General features: G+C 52.7%; 9 protein-coding genes. 3 read left to right on the forward strand and 6 right to left on the reverse strand.

The annotated features are described in order from the left end of the window. Window positions 1-201: 201 nt before the first annotated feature. The 5 genes from DWX59_RS21480 to DWX59_RS21500 all read right to left on the reverse strand — a co-directional run bounded on the left by DWX59_RS21480 (window position 202) and on the right by DWX59_RS21500 (window position 6,328). The gene (locus DWX59_RS21480) at window positions 202-1,533 is read right to left on the reverse strand and encodes a GntP family permease (RefSeq protein ID WP_117561200.1); all 1,332 of its coding nucleotides are present in this window, start codon (window positions 1,531-1,533) and stop codon (window positions 202-204) included. A 251-nt stretch (window positions 1,534-1,784) separates the two neighbouring features. Further along, window positions 1,785-3,767 (reverse strand): oxidoreductase, encoded by a 1,983-nt coding sequence (locus DWX59_RS21485; protein WP_117561203.1) that lies wholly within the window; start codon window positions 3,765-3,767, stop codon window positions 1,785-1,787. Between the two features lie 75 nt (window positions 3,768-3,842). Next, window positions 3,843-4,634, reverse strand: a complete 792-nt coding sequence (locus tag DWX59_RS21490) for an SDR family NAD(P)-dependent oxidoreductase (protein WP_227116008.1) — start codon at window positions 4,632-4,634, stop codon at window positions 3,843-3,845. Between the two features lie 71 nt (window positions 4,635-4,705). Then, window positions 4,706-5,395 carry a YczE/YyaS/YitT family protein gene (locus DWX59_RS21495; protein ID WP_166460282.1) on the reverse strand — a complete coding sequence of 230 codons (690 nt, stop codon included), beginning with the start codon at window positions 5,393-5,395 and terminating at the stop codon, window positions 4,706-4,708. A gap of 132 nt (window positions 5,396-5,527) precedes the next feature. After that, window positions 5,528-6,328 carry a nitroreductase family protein gene (locus DWX59_RS21500; RefSeq protein ID WP_117561205.1) on the reverse strand — a complete coding sequence of 267 codons (801 nt, stop codon included), beginning with the start codon at window positions 6,326-6,328 and terminating at the stop codon, window positions 5,528-5,530. 292 nt (window positions 6,329-6,620) lie between these two features. On the opposite strand from DWX59_RS21500, the gene DWX59_RS21505 reads away from it, so the two are divergent. Genes DWX59_RS21505 through DWX59_RS21515 form a run of 3 tightly spaced genes read left to right on the forward strand, consistent with a single transcriptional unit; the run spans window position 6,621 to window position 10,173 of the window. Further along, window positions 6,621-8,231, forward strand: a complete 1,611-nt coding sequence (locus tag DWX59_RS21505; RefSeq protein WP_117561207.1) for a 4-hydroxyphenylacetate 3-hydroxylase N-terminal domain-containing protein — start codon at window positions 6,621-6,623, stop codon at window positions 8,229-8,231. Window positions 8,232-8,252: 21 nt separating this feature from the next. Beyond that, window positions 8,253-9,872, forward strand: a complete 1,620-nt coding sequence (locus tag DWX59_RS21510) for a 4-hydroxyphenylacetate 3-hydroxylase N-terminal domain-containing protein (RefSeq protein WP_117561209.1) — start codon at window positions 8,253-8,255, stop codon at window positions 9,870-9,872. 10 nt (window positions 9,873-9,882) lie between these two features. Beyond that, entirely contained in the window at window positions 9,883-10,173 is a 291-nt protein-coding gene (locus DWX59_RS21515; RefSeq protein WP_117561212.1) for a NifU family protein, read from the forward strand. A 529-nt stretch (window positions 10,174-10,702) separates the two neighbouring features. Here DWX59_RS21515 and DWX59_RS21520 read toward each other — a convergent pair. Beyond that, entirely contained in the window at window positions 10,703-13,126 is a 2,424-nt protein-coding gene (locus DWX59_RS21520) for an RNA degradosome polyphosphate kinase (RefSeq protein ID WP_117561215.1), read from the reverse strand. Window positions 13,127-13,128: the final 2 nt, after the last annotated feature.

The following is a 13,128-nucleotide window of genomic DNA, read 5'->3' on the forward strand; positions in this document are numbered from 1 at the left end:
CCGGCCGCCATCCCCTCCCGATGGGTCATCCATTCTATATGCATCATCCATGTGCGCAGCATCTATGACACATGCATTGGGCATGGCCCTCATACGACAGGAGGGACGGAAACCTGTCTTACCAGACTTCCGCCCCTTATTGCCGTTACGGGTGTTTATCAAAACCGTCCTTACATTATATCAAGTCCAATACGCCCCGGATTACACAATCCCAAATTGTGCAATAATCGAAAGGCAGATGGCCACAATCAGCGGAATGATGACCGAACACACTCCCATTGGGCGGTATCCCACCCTGTGGGGCAGCCTGGCCTGGGTCAGCTCGTTAATGATGGTTCCATTACTTGGAAGGGAATCCAGGCCGCCGGAACAGATGGTTGCAATCCTGTGCACTACCTGTGGGTTCATGGCAAGCCCGCCTTCTGAAAGCGGCCCAATGAACCGGTCCGCCAATGCGTTCAGCGCAATGGTCAGTCCGCCTGCCGAAGACCCGGCCACACCGGCCGCAATATTAACAGCAACCACTACCTGGAATTCTCCGGGTCCGGGAATCCTGCCCAGGGCGCTGCATATAAGGGCGAACCCACTGGTAACTCCTACAACGGAACCAAAGGCAATTACCATGGATGCGGTACAGACAGAGTTGATGGACTGCATGGCCCCGCGCTTAAATGTCTCTATCTTAGCTGACATCCGCTTCCAGTAGACAACGTATCCCACAAGGATCCCAAAGGTTGCCGCAATATAAACCGGCTGTTTAAACACGTTCAGTGTGACAATCAGGACAATGGAAGGGATCAGACAGGTAAGGATGTTCATTTCCTGGAAATCATCATCCGCCACTTTTAACTGCACCTTGGCAATCTCCGCTCCCGTGGGCAGGAATCCTTCATGGTTTTTCTCAACCTGCCTGATTTCCCACTTAAAGTAGATGCCGGCCAGGAAAACCGCAATCAGGCAGCCTATGATGCCCAGGGCGGGCGCTGCCATTGCATTGGTGCCAAGGGCTTCTCCTGCAATTACATTGTTGACCGAAGGAGAGCCGGGCGCCATGGTAAGGGCAAGTACGCCTGCGCCTAAGATATTGACCCCGTAAAGCCTCCACGGCACGTCCAGTTCCTCAAACATTTCCTTTGCAACTGCAATCACGGTAAAGAATGCCACGAATACGCTGACGCCGCCATACCCCAGGATAAAGGATAATGCAGCCAGTGACCATAAGGCCATCAGTTTTTCTTTTCCAGGGAATTTCCTGGCAATCCGGCCGAACTTAAGGCCAATGGACTTGGCTGCGCCGCTGTCCCCCATCATGGCCCCGAATATGGCGCCTGTAAACATGGTCAGGAAATACTTCTGGATGAATCCCGCCATTCCCTCCATGTACGCGCCGCTCATGCCCGAGGCAATATCCAGGCCGCTTGTAACCAGGACCAGGATGGATACCATGGGCGCCACAATGACAGCGGGAATGCCTTTGTAGCAGGTGTAAATCAATAATGCCACTGCCAGAAGAATACCTATAATACTTACCATCTAATAACCCCCTTGTCTTTTGAAGGTATGCAAATATCTTCCTGTATGTTTCCCGTGCGATAGAAACATTGCATGATTCTATTCTTTCATACCATCGTTAATTATTCAACAATATTTAGAGCAAGATTACTGCCAAATCCCAATTATTTTAAAAATCCCCTAAAACCGCTGGGTTTTACCCTGTTTTTCCCTTCCCTCAGACCCGGGGGTGTATACTTTATAAACACCGGGCCGGATAACTGTTACCTTTTTTATACACTGCGTGCCAGCTCATAGGCCCCCCGTATGGCGGCCTCAATATCCGCGGTCACGGCAGCATCCCCAACCACATAAAATTCTTTCTGCATTTCCCCCAGGACGCTGGTCAGGGCCTGTTCCGGTTCCTCCCCCATGGCTTCTATGATAAAATCTGCACAGAGCCGTTCCCGGCTGTCTCCTTTCTGCACAATGACATACCCGTCTCCCGTCTCCACCACCCGGGCCCCTGTCATGACCTTTATATGGTTCTGTTTCAGTTCATTCATGATGATGAAGCGGGTTCCGCCCAGGTTGCGCCCGGCCCGTTCTTCCTTTTCAATCAGCGTGATGGTCCCGGAGGGCAGGAACTGTTGCTTCACCTCGTCCGGCACATACCGTTCCATGAATCCCTGATGGCCGTCCTCAAGCCACCTTTTGCCGGCCAGAAACAGCGCTGTCTCCATGGCGGCCGCATCCCCTCCTATGATGACCGTCTGATTGCAGTTCATCCGGTTCCACAGCCTGTAATCCCCCTGGATTACTTCCTGGGCAAGATAGATTCCGGCATCCGTCCCACCCTTCATGCGCCGCGGCTTTCCTCCGGTGGCCAGCACTACGAAGCTGTACTGGTCCGCCTCCGCTTTAAGTCCTTCAGCCGTCACCACTGCATCGGTGGCAATATGTGTGCCCAGCGCCTTTAAATCCCATTCCAGGGCAGCTGCAATACCCAGGAATCCTTCTTTTCCCGGGCTGGCAGCCACCTGATCCAGGACCCCGCCCAGACGGCCCTTTTTCTCCTTAAGCGTAACCTGATATCCCCGTTTTCCCAGGAACCTGGCAGCCGCCATGCCTGCCACTCCCCCGCCGATTACCAGCACCCGGCCTTCCTTGGCCGGAAGGGAGGACAGCTTCTGATACTCACTGCCCAGTTCCGGGTTCTGGATACAGCGCACTTCCTGGTTCCGGATGACGCGGTCCATGCATCCGCGGTTGCATCCCACACAGGGATGATAGGGATGTCCGTCCCGGATCTTTGCTGCAAAGCCTGCATCTGCCAGGAAGGGCCGCCCGCAGGCCACCAGGTCCGCCTTTTCCTCCTCAAGTATCCGCTCCGCCGTCTCCCTATCATTGATGCGGTTGTAGCAGATTACAGGCAGACCGCTATGCTCCTTTATACAGGAACTGAGGCAGGAATAGAATCCCCTGGGCACCTGATAGGTAATCTGAGGCACCGGAGCTTCGTGCCAGCCGCCCGTGACGCCAATGGCGTCCGCCAGTCCTGATAGCTTGGAGGAAAATGCCTCCATGTCCTTCAGTCCGTATCCCCTGGTCCGCATACTGCTGCCGGATATCTTTACCAGCACGGGAAAGTCCCTTCCAACCGCTTCCCTGACCCGGGCAAGCACCTCTAGGGGGAAACGGAACCTGTTTTCCTGGCTTCCCCCATACTCATCCGTGCGCTGGTTTGTTTCACCGGACAGGAACAGGGACAGCAGATAACCTGCGCTGCAGTTCACGGCCACCCCATCCGCGCCCCAAGCCCTGCACCTGGCGGCTGCATCTGCAAAATCCTCCTTTACCCTTTTTATATCCTCTGCCGTCATCTCCTTTGGCATATGGCGGTAAATAGGGGACGGGACCGCGGACGGCGCCAGGAGCGGCCTTCCCAGAATATCATCCGCATGGTTCCTGCCAATGTGGAACAGGTGTATGAAAAGCCTGCAGTCATGCTGATGGAGCCGTTCTGCCAGGCAGCGCACCCCGGCCCCGAAGGTATTGTCATAAACCCCGGCCATGGACTCCGGTCCTCCCTCCGGGCTTACCCTGGCAACCACGCCGATGGCCGCTGCGCCGCCTTTGGCCCGTTCCTCATAATAGGCCAGCTCCCGCTCCGTCAGGTATCCGTCCCTGCCAAATTCCGTGTGCATACCGGCCATGATGATCCTGTTTTTTAATGTAAGGTTCCCCAATACAAAGGGTTCGAATAATTTTGTCATAATTCCTCCTGACAAAAAGGCTGCCGTAACCTGTTTGACGGCAGCCTGAACTTTAACTTGAGAGTATTTCCAACATTAATTACATGTGGTCCCCATATCAGCGGCAATATAAGCGCCCGTGACAATGCTGGAGGCATCCGATGCCAGGAAAAGGGCCACTGCCGCCACTTCCCAGATTTCACCCAGGCGTTTTAACGCTGTCTTGGCAAGGATCTGTTCCCTTACCCTTGGTATAGCCAGAGGCGCCGCGTTAATGGCCGTGGGAACATATCCCGGACAGATTGCATTGGCCGTTATGCCGTAGCGCCCCCACTCCATGGCCTCTGTCTTGGAAAGGCTTATGACGCCGGACTTGGAAGCACAGTATGCCGCGATGTTCTTGGTTCCCACCAGGCCGCCTGCGGAGGAAATGTTGATGACCCTTCCCTTGGTTTCCTTTTCAATCATGACCTTGGCAGCTTCCGCGCCGCAGATGAACACGCCCTTTAAGTCCGTGTCCACTACTTCATCCCACTCTTCATCGCTCATTTCCACAATCCGCTTCGTGATTCCGATTCCGGCGTTGCAGACCATGGTGTCCAGCCTGCCAAAGGTTTCCACGGTCTTGCTGACCATGGCCCGGACCTCTGCGCGGTTCCTTACGTCTGCTTTAAATGGGATAGCGGTTCCCCCCATCTCATTAATCTCGTCTGAAACACGTCTGCAGTCCTCTTCCTCCAGACCGTTAATCACCACCTTGGCGCCGTATGCGCAGAAGGCCACCGCCATGCCGTATCCCAGCCCGGTGGTGCTTCCCGTGATTATGGCAACCTTCCCGGTCAAATCAAATGTAGGGATTTCAAATGGCGTATTTTTCATTTCAATCATAGCTTTTTCTCCTTTTTCATGTTAAATTCGTTTACTTCGTCAGTTTCTGCATGGTTTTATTTGCGCCCTCATCACGTTTCCATTTCCGCTTCCATCACCGGAGCCTCATCCACCTTCGGATTCAGCACCAGGGCCAGCCTGGGCCCCAGGAAGCGCCCCACATATCTGGCAAACCAGCCTATCATGACCGCTGATATCAGGGTTCCTTCCCTGACTCCCTCTATGCGTCCTAAAAAGATAAGGGAGATGACCAATGCCAGGGCAACCATGGAACAGTCAAACATAATCTTGCATATCCCAAAATCCAATTTTGTAACCCGCTGTATACAAACAGCCACGCCTTCTCCGGGAAGCATGCCAAAATTAGACATGACCACGCCGCAGACCCCCACTGCCAGCACAAAACAGCCAAACACCAGATATATGAGCCTGGTCCCATAAGACTGGGGCACAAATCCGCCAAACAGGATTCCTGTTAGGTCAATCAGCACTGCGAATACAGCGCTGAGTATGAACTGGGTCAAAAACCTGCGCAGCGTGTACTCTTTTTTCAGCACCAGCTTCTGGATGATATAAAGGATTGCATTCAGATACATGGTGCAGGTCCCCAGGGTCTGGCCCACTACAAAGGAAAATGCATAAGGCGCGCTTGTAATGGGCGATATCCCCAGATTGCATACTTTTACCACGGTTATCCCGGCAGCATATATAAATGAGCCCGCGAGACATACCGCTAATTTCCTAATCAGATATTTATCCATCTGACACCCCCTTGTTTCATTTAATCCGCACGTAGAGGCCAGGCGCTTTTATTGGAGCCTGCGCCTCATGCCAATTTTAAACAGCAATTTTGATGCCAACCTGTGTATATCCGACCAGATGGAGCACTGTCCCTACATCCAGGTTAAATCCAGCTTTTTCCTGGGCGCACTGCGCATATACGAAATAAGCGGATAGCCCATGGCAATGGCCATTACCATGGATTCATCCTCTGTTATCCCCAACATTTCCTTTAACTTACTGCTGTTATCCACAGCGTCCCCAAAAAAGCCGTTGATACAGGAGCCAATCCCCATGGTTTCAGCCATCAGCTGGATGTATGCAGACGCCAGCCCTCCGTCCTTTTTCACATTGAACCCTTTTTTCTTATTCCCGATTACTAATATAAGGAGGGGCGCCCCATAGAACAGTATGTCATTGCCCTTCAGGCTCTCCTTATAAATCCTCCCGTAGGCAGGCGCATAAAATCCCGGTTTCTCTGCCAGGCCGCCCAGGACGCGGGCCGCCTCCCCGGTCACCTCATCCATATGTCCGCACACCGCTATGTAGCGCAGGGCCTGCCTGTTACCTCCCGTGCCCGCATATCTGGCCCCATCCAGTATGGCTTCAATCTCCTGCCTGGAGGGTATCTTCTGTCTGTAGGCGCGGATACTCCTGCGAAGCACCATCCTGTTTTTCATTTCCTCCGGCGATGCCAGAGGGGTATCCGGCGTCATTTCCACGGACTCGCTGTTGTCATATCGGTCCGTGCACACAGCTTTCTGCGGGCAGACAGCCATGCAGTGGGCGCAGGTCATACACCTCTTTTCTCCTTTAAATACCGCCTTTTCCTCCTCCATGACAATACATGCCATGGAACATACCTTAACGCATACACCGCATCCGGTGCACAGGTCCTTATTGATATGGATCATTTACCTGTCTCCTTTCCCATTGCCACTCAATTGTTCCGTATATTTTTTATACCCGCAAATCCCACGCCAACCTTATATCACACTGCGTCATGTTTTTTTGTATACTTTTTATACAAGTTTTTAGATGACCATGCCCTTTTTATACAGTCCCATCCCCCAAATCCCCTGATTTCCGCTTCCTGATATCTGGCACAATTCTTGCTCTTTAAATCATGGTGTAAGGGCCCAAGACCATGGCGCTCCATAAATGGCAAAAATTTAACAAGTAAAAAAATGAAGGAGGAATATAGGAATGGGAATTGGAACTTATGAACAATACAAGGAACGGCTCCTCAAAATGAAACCCAATGTTTATTTAAATGGAAAATGTGTTGACCGCTCCAATGGGAAAGAAGGCGCTGAAAGGGATCTGGCTGACTGGATTAAAGGCGGGACCTATGTAATGAAACAGTGCTATGACGTTGCCAATAACCCCAGATATGAGGATGTATGTGTGACCACTTCCCATATTACAGGAGACAAAATCAACCGCTGCACCCATATCCACCACAGCATGGATGACCTGCTGAAGAAACAGCTGATGACACGCCTGATCTGCCAGCACGTGGGCGGATGTATGCAGCGCTGCATGGGCACGGACGCCATGAACGCACTGTTTTCCGTTACCTATGACTGTGACCAGGCCTGCGGCACAGAGTACCACAAACGTCTGGTCAAATACATTGAATACTGCCAGAAGGATGATTTAATCTGCAACTGCGCGCAGACCGATGTAAAAGGTTCCCGCAACCCCAAATACAAACGCGCCCACATGCAGCCTGACCCGGATTCCTTTGTACACGTGATAGATACAGATGTGGACGGCGTGGGTGTGGACGGAAAACCATGTAAGGGCATCCTTGTCCGCGGCGCCAAGATCTGCAACTCCTGCGCTCCTTACGTGGATGAAATCATTGTTAACCCAACCAAGTTCATGAGCCAGGATGACAGTGATTATGCGGTGGCCTTCGCGCTTCCGGCTGACTGGGACGGCATCAAGCTGATGGCCCTTCCCGGGCTGCACCATAAGCGTACCCATCTGGACGCGCCCTATGCCAATATCGGGGATGTGGAAAGCCTGACCATATTCGATGACTGCTTCGTGCCCTATGACCGGGTATTCATGTGCGGCCGCGACCATGAAGGTGTTGCCCGTTACGCTGGTTATCTGGCCCTGATGTTCGCACATTACCACCGCCATTCCTACACCGGATGTAAGACCGCTGTATCCGAGGTCATTGCATCCCAGGCAGCCCTGGTGGCCGATGTCAACGACATTGCCAGGGAATCCCATGTACGTGAAAAAATCTGCGATATCATCCAGACAGCGGAGCTGGTATTCGCGGCAGGCGAGGCAGCCGCCCACCATGCAACCCAATTCCCATCCGGCCAATGGGTTCCGGATGAAGTGCTGACCAATGCGGGACGCCGCCTGGCAGGACACAACATGTACCATGAATATGAGACCCTGGCAGACCTGACCGGCGGTGTCTGCGCATCCCTTCCAACGGAAGAAAGCTTCTTTGCGCCGGAAACAGCAGAACTGTGCAATAAGTATATACTCCGCAATCCCGCCTACAGCGCAGAGGATACGCACCGGGTCATGCGGATGATGGAAAACAAGCTGTGCGACTCCTACGAGGCTGCCCAGGCAGTGGCAGGCGTGCACGGCGGCGGTTCCCCACTGATGGAAACCATCACCCTTATGAGCCGTTATGACCTGGAAGAACTGAAGAAAATCGCAAAATACCTGGCCGGGCTTCCCGGATATGAGAAATGCCCGCGCTATGAGCGCAGCGCCCACACAGCAACCCCAAGGGCCATGCTTGCCAAATTCGATGCAGTAGCAGCTAAAAAACAATAAAAATAAAGGAAGGTACGAACCATGGCAATCGGTACATACGAGCAATATAAAGAACGTCTGTTAAAAATGAAACCCAACGTATACATGAATGGAAAATGCATGGACCGTTCCAACGGCAAGGAAGGCCCGGAAAGGGACCTGGCTGACTGGATGAAAGGCGGGACCTATGTAATGAAGCAGTGCTACGACACTGCCAATGACCCTGATTATGCAGATGTCTGTGTGACCACGTCCCATATTACCGGGGAACCCATCAACCGCTGCACCCATATCCATCACAGCCAGGAGGACCTGCTGAAAAAACAGCTGATGACCCGTTTAATCTGCCACCGGGTAGGCGGATGCATGCAGCGCTGCATGGGCACGGACGCCATGAACGCCCTGTTTTCCGTCACCTATGACTGTGACCAGGCCTGCGGTACAGAGTACCACAAACGGCTGTTGAACTACATTGAATACTGCCAGAAATATGACCTGGTCTGCAACTGTGCCCAGACAGACGTAAAAGGCTCCCGTAATCCCAAATACAAACGCGCCCACATGCAGCCCGACCCTGACTCCTTTGTCCATGTGGTTGAAACAGATGTGGACGGCATAGGTACAGACGGAAAGCCATGTAAGGGCATCATTGTCCGCGGCGCCAAGATCTGCAACTCCAATGCCCCTTATGTAGACGAAATCATTGTAAACCCCACCAAATTCATGGGACCGGATGACGCGGATTACGCGGTTGCATTTGCCCTTCCCGGAGACTGGGACGGTGTGAAGCTCATGGCCCTTCCAGGACTGCACCACAAACGCACCCATATCGAAGCACCCTTTGCAAACATCGGCGATGTAGAAAGCCTTACCATATTTGACGACTGCTTCGTTCCCTATGACCGGGTATTCATGTGCGGCCGCGACCATGAAGGGGTTGCGCGCTACGCAGGTTACCTTGCCCTGATGTTCGCACACTACCACCGTCATTCCTACACAGGATGCAAGACCGCTGTTTCCGAGGTAATCGCATCCCAGGCAGCCCTGGTGGCCGATGTAAATGACATTGCGCGTGAATCCCATGTCCGGGAAAAAATCTGTGATATCATCCAGACAGCAGAGCTTGTCTTTGCAGCCGGGGAAGCGTCCGCCTATCACTCAACCAAGTTCCCCTCCGGGCAGCAGGTTCCGGATGAAGTGCTGACCAATGCCGGCCGCCGTCTGGCAGGACACAACATTTACCATGAATATGAGACCCTGGCCGACCTGACCGGAGGCGTATGCGCATCCCTTCCAACCGAAGAAAGCTTCTACGCCCCTGAAACAGCAGACCTGTGCCACAAATACATCCTCCGCAACCCGGCCTACAGCCCGGAAGACACCCACCGTGTCATGCGCATGATGGAAAATAAACTCTGCGACTCCTACGAAGCCGCCCAGGCAGTAGCAGGCGTGCACGGAGGCGGTTCCCCGCTCATGGAAACCATCACCATGATGGGCCGCTATGACCTGGAAGAGCTTAAGAAAATCGCAAAATACCTGGCAGGCCTGAAAGGCTACGACGAATGCCCAAGGTACGAGCGCAGCGCCCACACAGCAACCCCAAGGGCCATGCTTGCCAAATTCGACGCAATGGCAGCCGCAAAAAAAGAAGCCAAATAAGAGGTAATCCATGAGCGAAGAACTGAAAAAAGACATTGAAGCAGTCCTGAACCTCTTCGTCCGCCCCCAGTTATCCAGCCACGGGGGCGGGCTGGAGGTATTGGATTTAGACGAAAACGGGATTCTCTGGATTGAGATGCAGGGAGAATGCGCCGGCTGCCCCTCAGCCGACGAAACAGCCAAAAACCTGGTCCAAAAAGAACTTATCACCCGCATCTCTCAGATAAAAGGCGTAGAAATCGATTCCGGAATCAGCGATGAGATTCTTGCAGAAGCCATGAAGCTGTTTACACATGGGTGATTTAGGTGGGGTGGAATGGTGAAAGAATAGTGCATCCGTTCGTGAGTGGAATTGGGATGGGGGGTGTGGATACGGCTTCGGTGCTAGCTGCTCTAAGGCTGTGGCACCCGGCGCTGGACAAGAGTCTGGCCGCCTAACTCGCGCCTAATCTTATCCGACAGTTTTGTTACTGGGCTCAGACAAAGGCGCCAGCCTCTTAGCGCCGATTGCCACAGCCTAAGACCAGCACGCACCTGCAGATGCATCCACACCCCCCATCCCAATTCCACTCACCCGCTACGTATTCTCTTTTCCACACCACATAAATTAGGTTCTGGCAGCATAAAAGACGGGGGTGGACGAATGCATCAAAGCATGAGTCCAAGGTGCTATTCACGTAGAAAGTCCTTCAGGATTTCTACGTGAATAGTACCGATCCCCCGTCTTTTATGCTGTCAGGGCCTTAGAAGCTGCCGCCTCCGGAACTGGGCGTCCGGCCTGTCCCCCTCCGCGGGCGTAACCCCCAAAATCCACCTCACCCCTAAACCATTCATTCCCCCCCGCCGCTCTCAATCGGCGTAAACACCCTGGCCCTGGATAAGTCATCCACCCGGAACTCCTTTGCCATCATGACGGCCTCCCGGCAGAACTGTTCCTGGGAGTTTACCAGGACCTTGCCCCGTTTGTCTTCTTTCTCATAGGTGCCGTCCGGCTGGAGGATATGGGCTTTTACATTGTCCTCCAGTTCAACCTTCAGGATACGTATGACCTGTTCCTTTAATTTCTGGTTTTCTACCGGGAACATGATTTCCACACGGCGGTCCAGGTTACGGGGCATCCAGTCCGCGCTGCCCATGTAGACCTCGGGACTTGCGTCATTAAGGAAGTAGAAAATCCGGCTGTGCTCCAGGAAATTGCCCACAATGGAACGGACCGATATATTCTCGCTTAAACCGGGAACACCTGCTTTCAGGCAGCAGATGCCGCGGATTATCATTTCTATCTTGACGCCTGCACAGGATGCTTCGTACAGGGCGGTTATGATTTCCTTGTCGCACAGGGAGTTCATCTTGGCCATGATGTGGGCTGGCTTGCCGTTCCTGGCATGCTCTGCTTCCCTGCGGATCATGCGCAGGAACCTTCCCCGAAGCCAAAGGGGGGCTACGGAAAGCTTATTCCATGCAAGGGGCTCTGAATATCCGGACAGCATATTAAATACAGCAGTCGCATCCTCTCCTATCTGAGGGTCGCAGGTAAGGATTCCGCAGTCCGTATAGAGCTTTGCGGTTGAATCATTATAATTGCCGGTCCCGAGATGGACGTACCGCCTTATTCCGTCCTCTTCCATGCGTACCACAAGGGTAATCTTGCTGTGGGTCTTAAGCCCCACCAGGCCATAGATGACATGGCAGCCGGCTTTCTCAAGCATCTTAGCCCAGTTGATGTTATTTTCCTCATCAAACCTTGCCTTCAGTTCCACCAGTACGGATACCTGTTTGCCGTTGTCAGCTGCCTCAGCCAGCGCTGCAATGATTGGGGAATTGCCGCTGACACGGTAAAGGGTCTGTTTGATTGCCAGCACCTCCGGGTCCCTGGCCGCACTGCGCACAAAGTTTACCACCGGGTCAAAGCTCTGGTATGGGTGGTGGAGCAGGATATCCCCTTTCCGGATGTTGGTGAATATATCATCTTCATTCATCAGGGCCGGTACGGGCTGGGGAACGTATCTGGATGTCTTAAACAAATCAAAACCTTCCAGTCCATACATTTTCATAAGGAAGGTCAGATCCAGCGGACCATTGATTCCGAATATATCCTGGCTGTTGATGGATAGCTCCTTCCTAAGGATTTTTAACAGCCTTTTGTCAACATTGTCCTCAATCTCCAGGCGGATGGCCTCGCCCCACTGGCGTTTCTTAAGCTGCTTCTGGATTTCCTCCAGAAGGTCCACCGCCTCTTCCTCGTCAATGGTCAGATCCGCATTCCTCATGATACGGAACGGGTGGGAAACCACGATATCATAGTTCAGGAACAGGGATGGCATGTTCCGCTCAATTATCTCTTCCAGAAGAATGACCACGCGCTGTTCCACGCCATCTTCCACCACTTCCCTTGGAAGTTCCACTATCCTTGGAATGACGGACGGCACCTGCACCATGGCAAACTCCAGCTCGTCATCTGTCCCGTCCGTTTTTTTCTTTCTCAGAAGCGCGGCAATGTTCAGCGTCTTATTTCGGATTAAGGGAAATGGCCTGGAAGAGTCAAATGCCATGGGCGTCAGCACGGGATAAACATTTTTCTTAAAATATTCATCTGCAAATGCAGCTTCCTTTTCCGTCAGGTCCTCATGTTCTATGATGACCCTGAGCCCGTTTGCCTTAAGGGCGGGCAGGAGGGACCGGTTATAGGTGGAATACTGCATTTCTACCAGCTGATGTGTCTTCTCACTTATTTTATCCAGCTGCTCCTGGGGCGTCAGTCCTGCAATGTCGGGCTTGGTGTATTTTGCATGCACCATGTCCTTTAAGGAGGCAACGCGCACCATGTAAAATTCATCCAGGTTTGAGGCCGTGATGCTTAAGAATTTGAGGCGTTCAAAAAGAGGAAGGCTTTTGTCCCTTGCCTCGCTCAGCACCCGGTAGTTAAATTCAAGCCAGCTCAGTTCACGGTTAACATAATTATTAGGGTCAGCCGCAAAATCCACGGTAGGTTCTGCAGGCTTTTCATTTACAGTCTTCACAGTCTTTGCTTTTTCAATCCTCAGCGCCTCCGTCTTTGGATTCTCCACCTTAAGCTTTACGGCCTTTGTGCCTTCTGCCTTTGAAGCTTCTGCCTTAACCTTCTCTGCCTTTAAAACTTCTGCCTTTGCCTTAGAGGTTTCGGCCTTGGCCTTCACAGCCTGCTTGGACACCTCTTTGGCTGTCTCTTTTACAGTCTGTTTTGCAGACTGCTGCTTTCCAACCGGATCTGCCATGA

The organism is Enterocloster aldenensis (genome assembly GCF_003434055.1).
Classification (GTDB): Bacteria; Bacillota; Clostridia; order Lachnospirales; family Lachnospiraceae; genus Enterocloster; species Enterocloster aldenensis.